Consider the following 19091-nt stretch of genomic DNA (forward strand, 5'->3'; position numbering starts at 1 on the left):
TAAACTCGGGCGTCAGACCCGGTGCGTCGACGCAGCGACATCGGGCACCCCCTCCAGTTCTTCTGCGTCATACCCGTTGGGGGTGGAACGCCTTGTCGAATCACGTGACGTCTTCTGGTGATGCACGCACGGCAAAGGTGATCCAGTTGTACGCGAGCTCCGGCGCGGGCAACCCCAGGGCAGGCATCGAAGCGTCGCGTCGCGATCAGCCCGGCGTCACGCGCGACGGCGGCCGCGGTCGCCACCCGAGCCAGCAGGCAACGGCACCGTCGAGCATCGGTCACCCCAACACCGACGGCTTCGGTCGCCCGCCCGCTGCGGTCACCCCCATCAACGACGACGTCGCCTTTGAGACAGACGCCCTCGGCGTCGAGCAGCGTGGGCCTGCGCGCAGCCCATTGTTCAGTCTCGGTGGTATCCGTGGTGCCGTTGCTGATTCACTTACTGCCACAGCAGGTTTCATTCGTGAGCGGATGACCGGCGACTACGAGATCGACGACTTCGGCTTCGATCCGCACTTCACCGAGTCGGTCTGGTTCCCAGCGATCCGTCAGTTGTACGAGAAGTGGTTCCGCGTCGAGGTGACCGGCGTGGAGAACCTGCCGCTTACGGGTGGCGCACTGCTCGTCGCCAACCACGCGGGCGCGTTGCCCATCGATGCGCTGATGACCAGTCTGGCCGTGCATGACAATCACCCGACCGGTCGGTATCTGCGAATCCTCGCCGCCGACATGGCTTTTGACACACCCGCGGTCAGCGAGGTGGCTCGCCGTATCGGCGCGACGCTCGCATGCACCAACGATGCCGACCGCCTGTTGCGGGCGGGCGAACTCACCGCGGTGTGGCCGGAGGGCTACAAGGGCATCGGCAAGCTCTACAAGGATCGGTACAAGCTTGCGCGCTTCGGCCGCGGCGGCTTCGTCACGACGGCCCTGCGCAACGCCAGCCCGATCATCCCGGTGTCGATCGTCGGGTCGGAGGAGATCTACCCGATGCTCGCCGACCTCAAACCGATCGCCCGCATCCTCGGACTGCCGTACCTGCCCATCACGCCGACGTTCCCGCTGCTCGGGCCGCTCGGCCTGGTGCCGCTGCCGTCGAAGTGGCACATCCACTTCGGGCGTCCCATCGAGACGGGTGGCTACGACGAGTCGTCGGCCGACGACCCCATGGTCGTCTTCGACCTCACCGACCATGTGCGCGAAGAGATCCAGCAGACACTCTTTCGCATGCTCAGCCGTCGGGGGAGCGTGTACTTCGGCTGACCGTGTCCGGTCTTGCCGCCCGGGCGAGCCGCGTCACAGCTTCGGCGTATCGTGCGGTAGAACGTTACAACGAATGTTGGAACATCGCATGAGAGGAAGCCGATGCGGGCAGTGGTGTGTCACGAGGGCAAGCTGAGCGTCGACGAGATCGAGACGCCGCAGCCAGGCCCAGGTCAGGTGTTGTTGAAAGTACGGCGCACCGGGATCTGCGGCTCTGATCTGCACGCCCGCACGCACAGCGACGACACCGCCGACGTCACCGCCGAGGTCGGCTACGACCGCTTCATGCGCTCGACCGATCACGTCGTGATGGGACACGAATTCATCGGCGAGATCGCCGAGTACGGCCCCAAGTGCCGCAAGAAGTGGGCGACGGGAACGCTGGTCGCGGCACTGCCGATCATCAAGCACGGCGAGACCGAGCACCTCGTCGGACTCAGCGCCGACGCCCCCGGCGCCTACGCCGAGTACGTCGTCGTCTCCGAGGACATGACGATGCCCGTGCCCGACGGTGTGCCCCTCGATCACGCCGCGCTGACCGAACCGTTGTCGGTGGCCGTGCACGCCGTCAACCGCGGTGGCGTGAGCAAGCGCGACGTCGCCGTCGTCGTGGGCTGCGGACCGATCGGACTGTCGGTGATCCTGGTTCTCAAGGCCAAGGGCGTCAAGACCGTCATAGCCTCCGACCTGTCGGCGGGGCGTCGAGATCTTGCCCGACGTTGCGGCGCCGACATCGTCGTCGACCCGACTGTCGACTCCCCGTGGGACATCGCCGCCAAGAAGGGCAAATACCTCACGCGCACAGGCCAATTGCTCGGCACCGCATTCGACGCCATGCACATCCTGCGCCGCGTCCCCGGCCTGCCGTGGTGGAAGGCAATCGAACTCGGCGACAAGGTCGGCGCCACCCCGAAGGGGCCGGTCGTCTTCGAGTGCGTCGGCGTACCCGGAATGATCGAGAACATCGTGTCGGGCGTTCCGCTGCGGACGCGCATCGTCGTGGTCGGCGTGTGCATGGAGTCCGACCGCTTCCGGCCCGCGATGGCGATCAACAAAGAGGTCGACCTGCGCTTCGTGATCTACTACGACCCCGCCGAGTTCCGCACCGCGCTGCACCTCATCGCCGACGGCAAGGTCGACGTGACGCCGCTGGTCACCGGCATCGTCGGATTCGACGCCGTCGCAGACGTTTTCGAGATCCTCGGCGGCGCGGAGCAACACGCCAAGGTGCTCATCGACCCGTCGAGCCCCGTCGCGGCGCTCTGAGGTCGGCGGGCCGGCGGTTCGAGGTTTGGCCGCCCGGCCCGCGGGAGGTTTCTAGGGGAAGGGTCCTTCCGCTAGTTTCTGCTGTCGGGCGGGCGGAGGTTTCTAGGGGAAAGGTTCTTTCCTCGGGTTTCGTCCTCGTCCCCGCGAAGTTTCCGGGGGAGGGGTAAGGAAGTGGCGGAAGGATTCTTTCCCCTACTTTTGGCGGTCGCTTCGACGGTCCGGCAGGCTGTTTCGGGAGCTGCTGGCGCGAAGTTTCTGGGGGAAGGGTTCTTTCCTCGGGTTTCGTGCTCGTCCCCGCGAAGCTTCCGGGGGAGGGGTAAGGAAGTGCCGGAAAGATTCTTTCCCCTACTTTCGACGACCCGGCCTGCGGGAGGTTTCCAGGGGAAGAATCCTTCCCCTACTTTCCGCCAGCGCGCGCCGAAATCCGAAGCCCGAAGTCCGAAGCCCGACGACCCGACCCCCCGCGTCAGCCCTTGTTGCGCAACAGCTTCACGGCGCCCGCGCCGGCGGCGCCGGCGGCGCCGGCGGCCCCGACGACCAGGGCGGTCGACGCCCCGTACTTCGCGGCCTTGCGGGCGGTGCGGAAGTCGTACATCTCCCAGCCGCGCACCTTCGCGACGTCGCGCAAGTCGGCGTCGGGGTTGATCGCGACGGCGCGCCCGACCAGGGACAGCATCGGGACGTCGTTGTGTGAGTCCGAGTACGCGGTGCACCGCTTGAGGTTCAGCCCCTCGCGAATTGCCAACGCGCGCACGGCATGTGCCTTGCCGGGGCCGTGCAGGATGTCGCCGACGAGCCGACCGGTGAACTTGCCGTCGACACTCTCGGCGACGGTGCCGAGTGCACCGGTGAGGCCCAGATGGTCGGCGATGGTCTGCGCCAGCTCCACCGGAGTCGCGGTGACGAGCCATACCTGCTGGCCGGCGTCGAGATGGCGCTGCGCCAAAGCCCTTGTGCCAGGCCAGATCTTGTCGGCGATGTACTCGTCGTAGATCTCCTCGCCGAGTCTGGCGAGCTCGGCCGTCTCGCGACCCGCGATGAACGACAACGCCTTTTCGCGACCCTCCGCGACGTCTTGGGCGTTCTCCTTGCCCGTGATGCGGAACTTGGCCTGCGTCCACGCGAAGTCGAAGATGTCGGAGTACGAGAAGTACTTGCGCGCAGCGAGTCCGCGTGCAAAGTGCACGATCGACGCTCCCTGGACCAGGGTGTTGTCGACGTCGAAGAATGCCGCGGCGGTGAGGTCGACGGCGACGTCGGACTCGCTCGGTGAGCGGGCGCGCAGCGAGTCGACTGCCGCCTGCGCCGACGCCTCGCCCGCGAGGGCCTGTCGCAGTTCCTGCGCGGTCTGCCGGAAGCGTCCGGTGGCCGCGGTGGCCCGTTCGGAGATCCAGGTCGTGACACGCCCGGATTCGTCGTCGTCCTCTACCGCAAGGATCTCGTCGTCATCGTCGCCGCCGGAGCTGTCGACGTCGTCGGCGTGTGATTCCCAGTCTTCGCCGCTGGGTGCCGGTCGTACCGCCAGCTCGTCGGCGGTGCCCGACGGAGCGTCGTCTGGCGTGGTGCTCTCCGGCCTGGTGCTCTCTGGCCTAGCGCTCTCCGACGGAGTGCCGCCGACGTCGGACACCTCGGACCCGGAATCGGGAACCTCGTTGTTCGGCTCCTCGCCCTCAGAGGTCACGCCCACCCTCCACCTCTCACGAATGCACAACCACTCACGAATGCCGCCCTCGCTCAGGCCTGCTCACCAACAGAGTAGTCATGGTGTCAGACTGTCCTGGCACCAACGTCGAAGGAGTTCGTTCGATGTCCATCACGCTGCTCACTCGCGACGGCTGCTCGGCCTGCGAGGCCGCCCGCGCCGACCTCGATCGGATCTGCGGCGAGCTGTCCGTCGAGTTCGACATCGTCGACGTCGACGTCGCCGCGACCTCCGGCGACGCCGAGCTTCGCGCCGAGTACGGCGACCGTCTGCCCGTAGTCCTGCTCGACGGCGAAGAGCACAGCTACTGGGAAGTCGACGAGCCGCGGCTGCGCGCCGACCTCGCCGCCGCCAAACCCTGAAGGTCCCGCGAACCCTGAGCGCCGACCTCGACACCCGCGAAACCCTGAGCGCCCGCCGCGGGTCGCGTGCCGTGCGTCGAAGGCCGCGTATTACGCTGATGACTCGGTCGGGACAGTCGAAAGTGAGTTTGCGCAATGGCTATCGGGTCGGCGTCTGATCGCATCCCCGAGCCGTCGGTGACCCGCCTGGCCACCTACCTCCACGTTCTGCGCTCGTTGGGTCAGCGGGGCATCCTGGTCGCCTCCAGCGGCCAATTGGCGACCGCAGCGGGAGTCAATCCCGCCATGCTTCGCAAAGACCTGTCCCACGTCGGCGCCAACGGCGTCCGCGGCGTCGGATACGACGTCGGACGCCTCACCGCCCGCATCGCGCTCGCTCTGCACACCGACACCGTCCACACCGTCGTGCTCGTCGGCGCAGGCACCCTCGGCCGTCTGCTCGTCGCGCACACAGCCACCGACCGGACGTTCCGGGTCGTCGCGATGTTCGACGACGATCCGGACATCGTCGGGACCGTCGTCGACGACGTTGTGGTCTCCCCGTGCGCGCGCCTGGCATCACTTGCAAGCGATCCGACGATCGGCGCGGTGGACATCGGCGTGATCGCCACCGGTCCCGACAAGGCACAACGCGCGGCCGACGCGTTGATCGCCGCGGGAATCCGGCAACTGCTGAACGTGACCGCCGCAACGTTGTCCACGGACTCCGATGTCGTCGTCAGACAGGTTGATCTAGCCTTGGAGTTGCGGGTGCTGACGTTCCACGCGTCACGCACCCTGTTGTCTGTCGGGGAAGACGGGCAGCAGGGCCATGTCGACCTGCCTGAGGACGTGCCGCTCGAGACCACGAGGCCCGTCGCCGAGCTGGCCGTTGAGCAACTGCCAGGGGTTGGCGTCGCGGAACGAGGCGTCCCCAGAACAGACATACGGAGTGTGGGTCAGGGATGATCAATGCGAGATCTGCGATGGAGACGGTGACGCGGTGAGTGTTCTGCTGTTCGGAATCAGCCATCGGAGCGCACCCGTCGACGTTCTGGAGCGACTCGCGGTCTCCGACCACGACCGGTCCAAGCTCGTCGACGACCTGCTGTCGTCGCGTGCGATCTCCGAGGCCATGCTCGTCTCGACCTGCAATCGCGTGGAGATCTACGCCGTCGTCGACGCATTCCACCCCGCACTCGAAGCCGTTGGTGACGTGCTCGGCGATCATTCCGGGCTTTCCATCAACGACCTCACCCGACACGCCTACGTCCGCTACTCCGAGGCCGCCGTCGAGCATCTGTTCACCGTTGCCGCAGGCCTCGACTCGATCGTCGTCGGCGAGCAGCAGATCCTCGGTCAGATCCGTAACGCCTACCTCGACGCCGACGCCAACAAGACCACCGGCCGCACCCTGCACGAGCTCGCTCAGCACGCGTTGCGCGTCGGCAAGCGGGTGCACTCCGAGACCGGAATCGACCGCGCGGGGGCGTCGGTCGTGTCGGTCGCGCTGCATCGCGCCCAGTATCTGCTGAAGACGGCGGCGCCCGAGATCGATCCCGAGCAGTCGCTGCGCAGGGCCGTTGTGATCGGCGCAGGCGCCATGGGGGGTCTTGCGACCGCCCAGCTGGCCCGTGAGGGCGTTCGCGAGCTCGTCGTGGTCAACCGGACCGTCGCCAACGCAGAGCACCTCGCAGGCAATATCGCGGCCAATCATCCCGGTGTCGCCGTGCGCGGCGTCGGATTCGACGACCTGCCTGCCGTGATGGCGTCCGCAGACGTCGTTGTCGCATGTACCGGCTCGATCGGGACCGTCGTCGGCGTCGGCGAGGTGCATTCGGCACTCGCCGCCCGTACCGCTGTGCAGCCGCTGATCATCTGCGACCTCGGGCTGCCCCGCAACGTCGACCCCGCCGCCGCGCGCCTACCCGGCGTCCACGTCATCGACATCGAGAGCCTGCGCGGCGATTCCGAGGCACAGGCCGCTCACGACGACACGGCCGCGGCTCGCTCGATCGTCGGCGGAGAGCTCGCCGACTACCTGACCCTCCAGCGTCAGGCAGAGGTCACGCCGACCGTCGCAGCTCTGCGTCAACGCGCAGCCGACGTCGTCGAGGCAGAGATTCTCCGGCTCGAGACCCGCCTGCCCGACCTCGAGGGCGCTCAGCGCGATGAGGTCGCCAAGACGGTTCGACGCGTCGTCGACAAACTGCTGCATGCCCCCACGGTCCGGGTCAAACAACTCGCTTCGACGCCCAACGGCGACCACTACGCCGAGGCGTTACGCGAACTCTTCGAGCTCAAGCCCGGCGCAGCCGAGGCCGTCTCAGCACCGGAGAGCGGTCTGGGCGACAAGCATGGCGTCGGCGAGAAGTCGGCCGATCAGGGAGAGCGTTGAACCCTATTCGCATCGGTACGCGCGGCTCGCTGCTCGCCCGTACCCAATCGCAGACCATCGCCGACGCTCTGACCGCCAACGGGCACCCCGCGGAGCTGGTCATCATCAAGACGGCCGGCGACGCGTCGGCGGCTCCGGTCGCCGAGATCGGCGTCGGAGTGTTCACGACGGCCATTCGCAACGCGTTGCATGCGGGCGAGATCGACGTCGCCGTCCACTCCTACAAAGATCTGCCGACAGCACCCGATCCAGGCCTGCGGATAGCGGCGGTCCCACCCAGGGAAGATCCACGAGATGCGCTGGTCAGCAGGGGTAACTTGGTGCTCGGAGCGCTGCCTCCGGGTGCGACGATCGGCACGTCCTCCCCGCGAAGGGCCGCACAGCTTAAAGCATTGGGTCTCGGTTTGGAAATCCGCCCCCTAAGAGGCAACCTAGATTCTCGGTTGGGCAAAGTCGCCGGCGGCGAACTCGACGCAGTCGTTGTCGCCCGTGCCGGACTCGTCCGCATCGGCAGGGCCGAAGAGGTCACCGAAGCGTTCGATCCTGTGGTGCTGTTACCAGCACCGGCGCAGGGTGCACTGGCAGTTGAGTGCCGCTCCGACGATGCCGAACTGGTGAGAATTCTCGCCGAGTTGGACGACGAGGCCACCCGCGTGGCGGTCGACGCCGAGCGTGCGGTATTGGCGGCTCTCGAAGCCGGATGTACCGCGCCGGTCGGTGCGATAGCTGAAGTGGTCGAGTCGATCGATGAGGACGGGCGCATCTTCGCTGAACTGTCGCTACGCGCGGCGGTGGCGGCCGAGGACGGATCCGACGTGATCCGCGCTTCGGTGGTGGGTCCGGTCGACAACGCCGAACAACTCGGACGAGGCCTCGCCGCCGAACTGCTGGATCTGGGAGCGGGCGAACTCGTCAACTCCTGAGCAGCAGAGAAGAACTGCAGCCCTCTCAACGAGGGCAGGAGAGTGCGAACGCATGAGCCGTACGAAGAAGGCCAATCCGGGTCGAATCCTCTTCGTGGGATCGGGTCCCGGCGATCCCGACCTGCTGACCGTGCGTGCGCGGACAGTGATCGCGAACGCGACCACCGCCTTCATCGATCCCGACGTTCCAGCAGCCGTCGTGGCGATGATCGGCTCCGCCCATCGGCAGGAGCCCGCAGAATCCGCGCGTAAGAGCACCAAGAACGACACGAAGAAGGCCGACCAGGCCACCGACGAGACCGAGTCAGACGACACGTCGACTCCCGCCGAAGACATCGTCGAGGAGCAGGACCAGATCGTCCATCCCGCACTCGGCGATCCCGCAGAGGTCGCGCGCACGCTGGTAGCCGCCGCCAAGGAGGGCGACGACGTCGTCCGCGTCGTCTCCGGTGATCCGCTGACGACCGATTCGGTGCTGTCCGAGGTCAACGCCGTCTCGCGTACCTCGGTCGCCTTCGAGGTGCTGCCAGGACTGCCTGCGGCATCCGTGGTGCCGAGCTACGCGGGCATGCCGCTGGGTTCGAGCCACACCGAGGCCGACGTCCGCGCCGAAGGCGTCGACTGGGCTGCGCTCGCCGCGGCACCGGGACCGCTGGTGCTGCACGCGACGTCGGGTCATCTGGCCGAGACCGCCAGCGCACTGACCGAGCACGGACTCGCCCCTCAGACACCCGTTGCGATCACGATCAACGGCACCACCTGCGCACAGCGCACCATCGAGGCGACGCTGGCCACGCTCAACGAGCAGGGCAACGCGCTGAGCGGACCGCTGATCCTCACCATCGGCAAGGTGGTCAGCCAGCGCGGCAAGCTCTCCTGGTGGGAGTCGCGTGCACTGTACGGCTGGACCGTGCTGGTGCCCCGCACCAAGGACCAGGCGGGCGACATGAGTGAGCGCCTCGTCAGCCACGGCGCGGTGCCCAAGGAAGTCCCGACCATCGCGGTCGAGCCGCCCCGCAGCCCCGCGCAGATGGAGCGCGCCGTCAAGGGGCTCGTCGACGGTCGCTACCAGTGGGTCGTGTTCACCTCGACCAACGCGGTGCGTGCAGTGTGGGAGAAGTTCGCCGAGTTCGGACTCGACGCCCGCGCATTCTCCGGCGTGAAGATCGCCTGCGTCGGCGAGGCGACTGCCGAGAAGGTGCGCACGTTCGGCATCAACCCCGAGTTGGTTCCGTCCGGCGAGCAGTCGAGCCTCGGACTCCTCGAAGACTTCCCGCCGTATGACGACGTCTTCGACCCGGTCGACCGAATCCTGTTGCCGCGCGCCGATATTGCCACCGAGACCCTCTCGGAGGGCCTGCGTGATCGCGGTTGGGAGATCGACGACGTCACCGCGTACCGCACCGTGCGAGCCGCTCCGCCGCCCGCCGAGACGCGCGAGATGATCAAGACCGGCGGATTCGACGCCGTCTGCTTCACCTCGAGCTCGACGGTCCGCAACCTGGTCGGCATCGCCGGAAAGCCGCACGCGCGCACCATCGTTGCGTGTATCGGCCCCAAGACTGCCGAGACCGCAACCGAATTCGGACTGCGCGTCGACGTTCAGCCGGAGTCGGCGTCGGTGACCGAACTGGTCGACGCCCTCGCCGAGCATGCCGCTCGCCTGCGGGCCGAGGGCGCACTGCCCCCTCCGCGCAAGAAGTCGCGGCGGTCGCGGTCGTAGAGGTGGGGCGTATGACACCGGTTATTCGACCCCGCAGATTGCGCACCACGCCGGCGATGCGTCGGCTGGTGGCGCAAAACGCGCTGCGCCCAGCCGATCTCGTGCTGCCGATGTTCGTCGCCGACGGCATCGACGATCCGCGTCCGATCGGATCGATGCCCGGCGTCGTGCAGCACACTCTCGACTCGCTGCGCAAAGCGGCCGACGAAGCCGTGCGTGCGGGCGTCGGCGGGTTGATGCTCTTCGGTGTTCCCGAGGCCGAGGACAAGGACGCCGTAGGGTCCGGCGCCGATGATCCCGAAGGCATCCTGAATCGCGGATTACGTGTTCTCGCAGACGATCTCGGCGAGTCGACCGTGCTCATGGCCGACACCTGTCTCGACGAGTTCACCGACCACGGGCACTGCGGGGTGCTCTCCGACGACGGCCGTGTCGACAACGACGCGACACTCGAACGCTACGTGTCGATGTCACTCGCGCAGGCCCGCGCCGGTGCGCACCTTCTGGGCCCGTCGGGAATGATGGACGGTCAGGTCGCCGAGATTCGTGCCGCGCTCGACGCCGAAGGCCTCACCGACACAGGGATTCTCGCGTACTCGGCCAAGTACGCGTCCGCGTTCTACGGCCCGTTCCGCGAGGCTGTCGGGTCGTCGCTGCAGGGTGATCGTCGCACCTACCAACAGGATTCGGCCAACCGCACCGAGGCTCTTCGTGAGGTGCGCCTCGACCTCGATGAGGGCGCCGACATCGTGATGGTCAAGCCCGCCATGAGCTACCTCGACATCGTCCGCGACGTCGCCGAGATCTCCGACGTTCCCGTCGCGGCCTACCAGATCTCGGGCGAGTACTCGATGATCACCGCCGCCGCCGAGCGCGGCTGGATCGACCGCGACGCCGCCATCCTCGAGTCGCTGACCTCGATCAAACGCGCAGGCGCCTCGATCATCCTGACGTACTGGGCGACCGAGGTCGCCGCCAAGCTGGCCTAGGCCGCCTTACCGCTGGTCGGGCCCTCCCGCTGGTCGAGCGAGGCTGCCTCTCCCGTTGGTCGAGCGGGCCCGAGCGGAGCGAGGACCCGAGTCGAGACCACTCGCAACTCCGTGGTTGGGCGGGGCGGCCCCTTCCGCTGGTCGAGCGGACCCGAGCGCAGCGAGGACCCGAGTCGAGACCACCTCGTACCGCGAGCGGCACTCGTTGCGGCCCCTTCCGCTGGTCGAGCGGGCCCGAGCGGAGCGAGGTCCCGAGTGAGACCACTCGCCGTTCCGTGGTTGGGCGGGGCGGCCCCTCCCGCTGGTCGAGCGGGCCCGAGCGCAGCGAGGACCCGAGTCGAGACCACTCGCGGTTCCGTGGTCGGGCGGGACGGCCACTCCCGCTGGTCGAGCGGGCCCGAGCGGAGCGAGGACCCGAGTCGCGACCACCTCGTACCGCGATCGGCACTCGTTGCGGCTCGAGGTCCGTACACAATCGTGACGCCAGCGGGCCGCCGCGACAATTATTGTCGTGGCTCGCGCTGACGTCGAAGTTGTGTACGTAGTCGCGCGGCGCAGGTCCTCATCGCGCACCAAGCTGCGTTCACTACGCTGGAGCTATGTCGCAATTTCTCGATCCGCGTCGCGACCCCGCGTCCGCGCAGGCAGACGGGCAGCGCGAGCGCCCGAAGCTGCCCGACTCCGTGGCCATCGCGTGTGAGCTGTGGATTGTCGTGGTCATCGCCAGGATCGTGACGGCCGTCGCGCAGTATCCGACCCTGCGCGACACGATGAACCAGCGAGCCTCCGACCTCCCCGCCGATACCCCGCGCGCAGAGGTAGATCTCATGACGTCCTCGGGCTTCCTGATCGCGATTACGGTGATCACCGCGGTTGTGCTGTCCGCGATCTCGTTGACCTTCGTCTGGTTTGTGCGCAAGGGATACAACTGGGCGCGGGTGCTGCTCGGCGCGATGGGAGTCTTCGTCCTCATCGACATGGCCTTCTCGCTGATCGCAGGTGTCGATCCCTGGTGGATCGGAATCCCGCTGATCATCGGCGGCATCGCCGCGCTCGGTGCGACCATCCTCCTCCTGAGACGCGAGTCCGACGCCTACTGCCGCGCGATGGCCGCCTACCGCAGACCGCAACCCACACCGTTCGGGTACCCCGCCCCTCCCGGCTACCCGCCCCAGTATCCGCAGGCCCCGCCGTACCCGCAGACCCCGCCGTACCAGCAGTCGCCACCGCCTTACACGCCATACCCGCAGTCCTACGGACAGGCACCCGACCAGCAACCTCCCGCCGGCGGTCAGTACCCCGACAACGCCCCCTACGCCCAGGGCTCGCCGACGTCGTGGGAAGACGAGGCGCGACGCCGGGGCTGGCAGCCTCCGACGACCGGCGAGTCGGCATCACCCCAAAAAGCAACACCCCAGACCGGATCGCTGCAGAAAGATCCGAATACCGTCGGCACGCCGTCGGGAACAGTCGGTGGCGACTACGCTTCCGGAGAAGGGGACCGACCCGACGAGGCGGGTCTCCACAGCCACGAGAACGAGTCGACGCCCCGCAGCGAGCCGTCGACAGACAGAAAGCAAAGCAGTGACCCTTCCTGACGCAAGTAAACGCCCGAAAATGGTGACCTGGGCGTACCGATGCTGGATCGCGTCCGGCGTTCTGTTGGGACTGCTCGGTGTCGGCTACATCGTGGCAGGCATCTTTGCCGACGCCCCGACGCTGCTTCCGATCGGAATCGGGATCATCGTGATCGCCGTCGGTGTGGCGTACGTGCTGCTCGGCAGCAAGGCCTACGTCGGGGATGCTCGCTGGCGCTCATCGTTGGCGGCGCTGACGCTCGTCGTTGTGATCATGCTGGTGTTCCTCAGCTTCGGTTATCCCGCCCTCGCGTTCACCCTGCTCGCCGCGGTCATCGGACTCTTCGGATCGTTGCTCGCCTACCGCCCGGAGGCCGACGCCTGGTTCAACGCGGGCAGCCCACCCGAGTGCCCGGAGAAGTCGACGTCGGGCAAGGGCAAAGCGGGCGGCAAGGGTCGCGCCGCGAACGGGAAGAGCAGGCCGGGAGGCAAGACGAGACCCGTCGAGAAGCGATCGGGTGACAAAAACTCGGCATCTGTGCGAAACAAGCAGGACCGGAAACGGGACATAGCGTGACCTCTGCCGCTGACGATCCCGCCGGTGGCAGCCCAGAAATCCCAAGCGGCAGCGCGGAGTCCTCAGACAGCGGCGTCGAGTCTGCCCGTGGCGTCGGTGGCAGCACCGCGCCCGCCGATGGCGAGACGCTCGACGACAACCCCGACGAATCCGCTGACGCGGGAGGAACTGCCGGCGCCGAAGCATCCGACGACGCAGAAGCGCTCGACGACGCCGGAGACTTCGATGGCGCCGACGAATCCGCCGAAGCAGAAGAATCCGCCGATGCGGAGGAAGACAACGCGGCCGCGCAAGAGACCGACACCGACGCCGCCCACCGAGCGCACCCGATCCCGGAGCTGGAGGACCGCGGCGAGACGTTGTTCGTCGAGGAGGGCGGTAGCTGGTGGGTCGTGGCGATCGGCCCTGTGCTCGCAGGCGCCGTGCTCGCGGTGGACATCGCCGGCCCCGGCCGTGTGCATTGGTTGTGGATCTCGGTCCTCGGCGCAATCATCACGCTGTTCTCGATTGTCCAGGTGTACGCGGCGCGGCGACACGTCGGAGTCGAACTGACCGAGACCACGTTGCAGCAGGGGACGCTGCTGATGGCACTCGCCGACATCGAGAAGATCTACCCCGCCAACAACGGCGCCGAACACGAGAAGTGGGAGAGCGCTCCGGCGCTCGGAGAACTCGCGGGGGTTCCGCGACGTCGGAAGGGCGTCGGCGTGAAGCTCTTTGACGGCAAACTCGCCCAGGCGTGGGCCCGCGACGTCGAACGATTCCGTCAGGAGCTCATCGAGGCACACCTTGCGGTGCAGCTCGGTGTGCGCCCTCGGGGGTCGAGCGACTAGACCCGACCTCTCAGTGGTTCTCGATCATCGGCGCGCCCATGAGCTCCTCCGGGATGCCGAATGCGTCGACAAGCGTCGCCGCGTAAGGGCGTAGGTCTTGGCAGAGTTCGTTGACGCCGCGTCGAATCGCCTTGGCGCGCTCGACGGAGATGTGGCGGTGCATCATGAACCAGCCGAGGTCGGCCTCGAGCGCGGAGTAGACGAACAGGTCGCACACCTTGCCGAGTACCTCCGCTGCGGCGCGCGAATCGCAGTCGTTGATGGCTTGGACGAAGGCTTCCAACACGATTCGCTCGGTGCGAGCCTGGCCGACCTTGAGCAGGTGGTCCTGCGCGTTGTTGAACACCTCGAACGCATCGTTGTCGTCGTTGGTTGCTCGACGCAGACGCTGAGCGCAGGTGCGCACCAGATGGTCCTCGCGGTTGCGGAACAGTCGTAGCTGAGTACCGCGGTCGGTCAGCGCGGACTTCTCGGTGTCCTCGTCCGAACTCTCCAAGAGTGTCTGAACAACCTGTCGCGCAGCGGTCTTCTCGACGACGACGTCGCGTGCCATCGACGCGATGAACCGCACCCAACCGCCAGCAGAGAGGCCCTGGACGTCGTCGGCGTACGCCGAAAGCACTTCCTTGGCGATGAGCTGGGTGAGCACGGTGTTGTCGCCTTCGAACGTGGTGAAGACGTCGATGTCGCCGCGGATGATCGAGATCTGATTTTCGTCGAGATAGCCTGCGCCGCCGCATGCTTCGCGAGCAACATTGATCGCGTGGGACGCGTGCCATGTCGCGTACGCCTTGAGTCCTGCGGCGTTCGCTTCGAGTTCGCGCTGGCGACCCGCCTTGGAATCATCGGATGACCCATCGGGTGATTCGGTCGGGGTGTCGGACTGCACCTCGTGCAGTTCTTCGGTGAGCTCGTTCTGTGCGAACGCGATGGCATACGACTTCGCGATCAGCGGTAGCAGCTTTCGCTGATGGCCGAGGTAGTCGAGGATGACGATCTCTTCCTCATCGCCCGGAGCGTCGAATTGCCTGCGCACCAAGCCATATCGCGTTGCGATGGCCAACGCCTTACGCGACGCGGCTCCCGCGGTGGCCGCAACCGTGATCCGACCGCGGATCAGCGTGCCGAGCATGGTGAAGAAGCGTCTGTTGGGGTTGTCGATCGGCGACGAGTACGTGCCGTCGTCCTCGACGTCGGCGTACCGGTTGAGGAGGTTGTCCTTCGGGATGCGCACCTCGTCGAACATGATGCGTCCGTTGTCGACGCCGGGCAGACCGCCCTTGTAGCCGCAGTCGCTCGTGGTCACACCCGGCAGGTCGTTGCCGTCCGCGTCGCGAATCGGCACCACAAAGCAGTGCACGCCATAGCTTTCCGGCTCCTGGCCGGGACCTGCGGTGATCAACTGCGCGAAGACCGATGCCATGCGGGCGTGCTCGGCGGCGCCGCCGATGTAGTCCTTACGGGCCGACGGCGTCGGCGAGTGGATCACGAATTCCTTGGTGGTCGCGTCGTAGGTGGCGGTGGTCTCGAGTTCCTGCACGTTGGAGCCGTGCCCGGTCTCGGTCATGGCGAAGCAGCCGAGGAGGTCGAGGCTGATGGTGTCGGCAACGTACTTCTCGTGATGCCTTGCGGTGCCGAGGTTTTCGACGGCTCCACCCCATAGTCCCCACTGCACGCCCGCCTTGACCATCAGCGACAGATCGGCGTAGCCGAGCATCTCGATCGCGGTGATCGACGCCCCGACGTCGCCCGTACCGCCGTGGTCGGCGCCGAAGCCGGCCGCTGCGAATCCTTCCTCGGACAGTTCGCGCATCTCGTCGAGGATGCGCGCCCGCGCCTGCTCGAGAGTGCGCGACGGATCGGGCAGGAGGTCGGCGCGGTTGGCGCGGCGTCGAACCTCATCACGGGTGGCCCGCCAGCGCCCGTCGAGGACGTAGCGCAGGTTGTCGACGAGCAGGTCGCGTTCGGCGTCAGACAGTTCGCTGGAGTCGGCGCCTGCCGTGTCGATGCTGGGATCGTCGTCGGTTGCTGGCGTCGAGGGACTCTCGGTTGGGGTCGACATGAGCTCCACGTTACGGATCAGATCCGACACCGGGGGCGATACCCGCAACGAGCTCCCCATGTGGCGCGCGATTCGCTCTGGCCGCAGCTGCTTGCCACCTCCTTCCGGGGGTGGCGCGCGCACGAGTGTGGTCCATATCGTAGGAGCACGTCAACGTCGCGGGGCTCACCCGCGTGTCATCGATGCCAAGCTGGGAGAACACCGTGTCGTCACAGACAACCGATGCCGCCGTCACCGCGCAACTCGACGTCGAGTTCGGCCGCATCGACTGCGGGACCGCAAACCGCTCGGAAATGACGCCGCTGCGCTTCTTGCAGCGCTCGGTCGAGGTGTTCGGCGATCGCACCGCCATCCGCTACGGTGCGCGCTCGGCGACCTACACCGAACTCGGCGACGAGGTGCAGCGTCTCGCCCGGGTGCTCGAGTCGACGATCTCCCCGGGCGAGCGGATCGCCTACCTTGCACCCAACGTGCCCGAACTACTCGTCGCGCACTTCGCGGTGCCGCTCGCGGGCGGAGTTCTTGTCGCACTCAACTCGCGCCTGGCAGGCCCCGAACTGGTGCACATCCTCAATCACGCCGGCGTCACCACCCTGTTCTTCGACGCCGAGTTCCGCCACACCGTCGCGTCCATCGCCGACGAGGTGCCCGACGTGACGTCGTACGTCGAGATCACCGATCCCGAGTTCGGTCCACCACCCGCCGACGTCGAATCGTCGGGTATCGGCGGATTGCGTTCTTACGCTGACTTTCTCGCGGCCGCCGACACACTAGATTCGACGCCGCTCCCGTGGACTGTCGACGACGAGGACCGCGTCATCAGCATCAACTACACCTCGGGGACGACGGGCAAACCCAAGGGCGTGATGTACACGCATCGGGGCGCCTACCTCAACGCGTTGGGCGAGATGCACCACAACCAATTCACCGGTAGCACAAGATATTTGTGGACTCTCCCGATGTTTCACTGCAACGGATGGTGCACGCCCTGGGCGGTCACCGCGGCGTCGGCGATGCACGTGTGTCTGCGCCTGGTGCGAGCCGACGCGGTATGGGACGCCATCGACGACCTCGGTGTCACGAATCTGTGTGGTGCGCCAACGGTTCTCATCACGATCGCCGGATCGCCACGCGCGCACCGCCTGGACGCACCGCTCCGGATCACCACGGCGGGCGCACCTCCGTCGCCGACGGTGATCGCGGCTCTCGCCGCGCTCGACATCAGTGTCGTCCACGTCTATGGACTCACTGAAAGCTATGGGCCGTACACGATCTGCGAGTACCAGGAGTCCTGGGACGATCTCGATCCCGCCGACCGCGCGGCGAAGCTGTCACTGCAGGGTGTCGGAATGGTGCAGGCGGAGCCGGCGCGAGTCGTCGAGCGCGGCGTCGTGCCACTTGTCGACGTTCCCGCGGATGGGTCGACGATCGGTGAGATCGTGTTGCGCGGCAACAACATCATGGCCGGATACTTCAAAGATCCCGACGCGACGCGACAAGCGTTCGAGGGTGGCTGGTTTCACACCGGCGACCTCGGCGTGATGCATCCGGACGGCTACATTCAGCTCCGCGATCGGGCCAAGGACATCATCATCTCGGGTGGCGAGAACATCTCGACAATCGAGGTCGAACAAGCTCTGGTCAGCCACGATGCAGTACTCGACGTCGCGGTCGTCGGCGTTCCCGACGAGAAGTGGGGCGAGCGGGCCAGAGCGTATGTGCTCCTGAAGGAGGGGCGGTCGCTGAGCTCCGACGAGTTGATCGAGTACGCGCGAACTCTGCTGGCAGGCTACAAGATTCCACGCGACATCGTCTTCGCCGACGAGTTGCCGCGGACGTCGACTGGCAAGGTTCTCAAGTTCGAGTTGCGTAAACAGTCCTCGAAATGACCTGTGCCGCTGGTCAAATCGCGTAGCGCGCGAGCAGGTCGGCGCCGACGGCGGGCGGCACGAGTTCTTCGGGAAAGATCATGGCAGGGGTCGCGAACTGACGTGTCCTCACCACGAACATCGTCCCGAGGTGTGCGACTCCCGTGATCGCCGACGTATGCACGGAGTTCGTCGTCGGGCCCACCGTCAGCGTGAGGCGGTCAAGGGACAACTCGCTCGCCATCGGTGTTCCCGCGGGGGCGAACCTCGCCCACATGGCACGGATCCGGCGGTAGGCAAGGAACGGCAGTGCAGCCGTGAGCACGAGGAGCGCGCAGCCATAGATCAGTACCGAGGACGATGAGTCGCCGCTTGCCGCGCTGACCGCACCGAAGACGACGAGCAGCACGCCGAACCCGCCGATGATGGCCGCCTGGACCACAACCTGACGGCGTAGACCGAGCACCAGAGACTTCGCCGCCCGCTGCGACATGTCGGGGCCCGCGATCATCTGGCACCGTACGACGCCCATCGGCGGTGGCGGTGGTGCGTCGAAGCGGGGGGATGGGCGGCAGTGTGTCGGGGTCTGGCGACGATGGAACGGTCACGCGATCTCCTCGGACTAGCGGATGGTCGTCGAAACCGTAGCCGACAACACCCGGGGTCGACGCCGTTGTCGCCCCGGGTGTCGTTCGTCCGACCGAGCGCGAGGAGTCAGTCGACGCGCCGAGTCAGGCCCTCTCGGTGAAGCCTGCGTCCACGGGTAGCTGCACGCCGGTGATGAAGCGCGCGTCGTCAGATGCCAGGAAGCGCACCGCGTTGCTGATGTCCTGCGCTTCGACGAGATCGACCGGGAGCAGATTGCCGCTCACATTGTTGGCCATGTCCGGGTTTTCGTCGTACCACGCGGCGGGCTGCGGATTGTCGACCATGTCGGTTCGCACTCCCGGCGGATGCACGGAGTTGACCCGAATGTTGTGGGGTGCAAGCTCGTTGGCAAACGTCTTCATCAGCCCGACAACACCGTGCTTCGACGCGGTGTAGTCGGCCATCGAACGGAGACCTTTGATGCCTGCCGTCGAACTGGTGAGGACGATCGATCCGCCCTCGCCTCGTTCGATCATCGACGGCGCGGCCACTTTGACCGTGTTGAACACCCCGGTGAGGTTCGTACCGACCACATCGGACCACCGCTGCGGATCGATCTCCAGGCTCGACAACGGCCCGAACGAGTACACGCCCGCGTTTGCGCAGACGATGTCGATATGGCCGAACTGGACCAGCGCGTCGTCGACGAGCGCCGACATCGCTTCGAGATCTCGCACGTCGCCGACCCGTGCGGCGATCTTCCGACCGGTCCCCTCGACTGCCGCGACCGTCTCGTCAAGATCCGACGCTGTCGCCATCGGATACGGGATGGCCGGGATCTGCGCACACAGGTCGATGGCGACGATGTCGGCGCCCGCCTCGGCGAGGGTGATTGCGTGTTGTCGGCCCTGACCGCGCGCTGCGCCGGTGATGAGCGCGACCTTGCCCTCTAGTGAAGTCATCGTGTTCTCCTCCTCTT

16 protein-coding genes are annotated in these 19091 nt (G+C 66.6%); 12 read left to right on the plus strand and 4 right to left on the minus strand.

The window, feature by feature from the left end; all coding sequences use genetic code 11:
* Positions 1 to 92 precede the first annotated feature (92 nt).
* Together A5766_RS22225 and A5766_RS22230 are read left to right on the plus strand one after the other, a co-directional pair.
* Positions 93 to 1265 carry a lysophospholipid acyltransferase family protein gene (locus tag A5766_RS22225; RefSeq protein ID WP_064906448.1) on the plus strand — a complete coding sequence of 391 codons (1173 nt, stop codon included), beginning with the start codon at positions 93 to 95 and terminating at the stop codon, positions 1263 to 1265.
* Between the two features lie 102 nt (positions 1266 to 1367).
* On the plus strand, positions 1368 to 2531 hold the full coding sequence (locus tag A5766_RS22230; RefSeq protein WP_064906450.1) for a zinc-binding dehydrogenase: 1164 nt from the start codon (positions 1368 to 1370) through the stop codon (positions 2529 to 2531).
* A 466-nt stretch (positions 2532 to 2997) separates the two neighbouring features.
* Here the strand turns inward: A5766_RS22230 and A5766_RS22235 are convergent, their stop codons facing one another.
* The gene (locus A5766_RS22235; protein ID WP_085941919.1) at positions 2998 to 4056 is read right to left on the minus strand and encodes an HAD family hydrolase; all 1059 of its coding nucleotides are present in this window, start codon (positions 4054 to 4056) and stop codon (positions 2998 to 3000) included.
* A gap of 281 nt (positions 4057 to 4337) precedes the next feature.
* Between A5766_RS22235 and A5766_RS22240 the strand changes: the two genes are divergently transcribed.
* The 9 genes from A5766_RS22240 (at position 4338) to A5766_RS22280 (ending at position 13594) form a co-directional block, all read left to right on the plus strand.
* Positions 4338 to 4595, plus strand: coding sequence for a glutaredoxin family protein (locus A5766_RS22240; RefSeq protein ID WP_005204670.1), 258 nt, complete (start codon positions 4338 to 4340; stop codon positions 4593 to 4595).
* Positions 4596 to 4730: 135 nt separating this feature from the next.
* The gene (locus A5766_RS22245; RefSeq protein WP_064906455.1) at positions 4731 to 5543 is read left to right on the plus strand and encodes a redox-sensing transcriptional repressor Rex; all 813 of its coding nucleotides are present in this window, start codon (positions 4731 to 4733) and stop codon (positions 5541 to 5543) included.
* A gap of 34 nt (positions 5544 to 5577) precedes the next feature.
* On the plus strand, positions 5578 to 6972 hold the full coding sequence (locus A5766_RS22250) for a glutamyl-tRNA reductase (protein WP_064863871.1): 1395 nt from the start codon (positions 5578 to 5580) through the stop codon (positions 6970 to 6972).
* Complete coding sequence (gene hemC, locus A5766_RS22255) at positions 6969 to 7895, plus strand: hydroxymethylbilane synthase (RefSeq protein ID WP_064863868.1); 927 nt, start codon at positions 6969 to 6971, stop codon at positions 7893 to 7895. Before A5766_RS22250 ends, hemC begins: the two co-directional genes overlap by 4 nt.
* Before the next feature lie 52 nt (positions 7896 to 7947).
* On the plus strand, positions 7948 to 9618 hold the full coding sequence (locus tag A5766_RS22260) for a uroporphyrinogen-III synthase (protein ID WP_005204664.1): 1671 nt from the start codon (positions 7948 to 7950) through the stop codon (positions 9616 to 9618).
* 11 nt (positions 9619 to 9629) lie between these two features.
* Positions 9630 to 10607, plus strand: a complete 978-nt coding sequence (gene hemB / locus A5766_RS22265; protein ID WP_064906457.1) for a porphobilinogen synthase — start codon at positions 9630 to 9632, stop codon at positions 10605 to 10607.
* A gap of 599 nt (positions 10608 to 11206) precedes the next feature.
* Complete coding sequence (locus A5766_RS22270) at positions 11207 to 12205, plus strand: hypothetical protein (protein WP_005204662.1); 999 nt, start codon at positions 11207 to 11209, stop codon at positions 12203 to 12205.
* A gap of 19 nt (positions 12206 to 12224) precedes the next feature.
* Positions 12225 to 12761 carry a hypothetical protein gene (locus A5766_RS22275; RefSeq protein ID WP_005204660.1) on the plus strand — a complete coding sequence of 179 codons (537 nt, stop codon included), beginning with the start codon at positions 12225 to 12227 and terminating at the stop codon, positions 12759 to 12761.
* Complete coding sequence (locus A5766_RS22280; protein ID WP_005204658.1) at positions 12758 to 13594, plus strand: hypothetical protein; 837 nt, start codon at positions 12758 to 12760, stop codon at positions 13592 to 13594. The genes A5766_RS22275 and A5766_RS22280 overlap by 4 nt, the downstream gene beginning before the upstream one ends.
* Positions 13595 to 13604: 10 nt before the next feature.
* On the opposite strand, the gene A5766_RS22285 is transcribed toward A5766_RS22280, so the two are convergent.
* On the minus strand, positions 13605 to 15656 hold the full coding sequence (locus A5766_RS22285; protein ID WP_064906565.1) for an acyl-CoA dehydrogenase family protein: 2052 nt from the start codon (positions 15654 to 15656) through the stop codon (positions 13605 to 13607).
* A gap of 203 nt (positions 15657 to 15859) precedes the next feature.
* Here A5766_RS22285 and A5766_RS22290 point away from each other — a divergent pair, with 203 nt between their 5' ends.
* Positions 15860 to 17545, plus strand: a complete 1686-nt coding sequence (locus tag A5766_RS22290) for an AMP-binding protein (RefSeq protein ID WP_442902986.1) — start codon at positions 15860 to 15862, stop codon at positions 17543 to 17545.
* Positions 17546 to 17558: 13 nt separating this feature from the next.
* Here the strand turns inward: A5766_RS22290 and A5766_RS22295 are convergent, their stop codons facing one another.
* Entirely contained in the window at positions 17559 to 18035 is a 477-nt protein-coding gene (locus tag A5766_RS22295; protein WP_005204638.1) for a hypothetical protein, read from the minus strand.
* Positions 18036 to 18255: 220 nt separating this feature from the next.
* A complete protein-coding gene (locus A5766_RS22300) occupies positions 18256 to 19074 on the minus strand; it encodes a mycofactocin-coupled SDR family oxidoreductase (RefSeq protein ID WP_005204637.1) in 819 nt (272 codons plus the stop codon).
* Between the last annotated feature and the right edge of the window lie 17 nt (positions 19075 to 19091).

Origin of the sequence: Gordonia sp. 852002-51296_SCH5728562-b (genome assembly GCF_001665475.1) — a bacterium.
GTDB lineage: Bacteria > Actinomycetota > Actinomycetes > Mycobacteriales > Mycobacteriaceae > Gordonia > Gordonia sputi.

Excerpts from the sequence above, each read along its gene's own strand:
- A5766_RS22285 (WP_064906565.1), bottom strand. The coding sequence starts at position 15,656 with ATGTCGACCCCAACCGAGAGTCCCTCGACGCCAGCAACCGACGACGAT.
- A5766_RS22245 (WP_064906455.1), top strand. The coding sequence starts at position 4,731 with ATGGCTATCGGGTCGGCGTCTGATCGCATCCCCGAGCCGTCGGTGACC.
- hemB (WP_064906457.1), top strand. The coding sequence starts at position 9,630 with ATGACACCGGTTATTCGACCCCGCAGATTGCGCACCACGCCGGCGATG.
- A5766_RS22300 (WP_005204637.1), bottom strand. The coding sequence starts at position 19,074 with ATGACTTCACTAGAGGGCAAGGTCGCGCTCATCACCGGCGCAGCGCGC.
- A5766_RS22270 (WP_005204662.1), top strand. The coding sequence starts at position 11,207 with ATGTCGCAATTTCTCGATCCGCGTCGCGACCCCGCGTCCGCGCAGGCA.
- A5766_RS22240 (WP_005204670.1), top strand. The coding sequence starts at position 4,338 with ATGTCCATCACGCTGCTCACTCGCGACGGCTGCTCGGCCTGCGAGGCC.
- A5766_RS22275 (WP_005204660.1), top strand. The coding sequence starts at position 12,225 with ATGGTGACCTGGGCGTACCGATGCTGGATCGCGTCCGGCGTTCTGTTG.
- A5766_RS22295 (WP_005204638.1), bottom strand. The coding sequence starts at position 18,035 with ATGATCGCGGGCCCCGACATGTCGCAGCGGGCGGCGAAGTCTCTGGTG.
- A5766_RS22260 (WP_005204664.1), top strand. The coding sequence starts at position 7,948 with ATGAGCCGTACGAAGAAGGCCAATCCGGGTCGAATCCTCTTCGTGGGA.
- A5766_RS22230 (WP_064906450.1), top strand. The coding sequence starts at position 1,368 with ATGCGGGCAGTGGTGTGTCACGAGGGCAAGCTGAGCGTCGACGAGATC.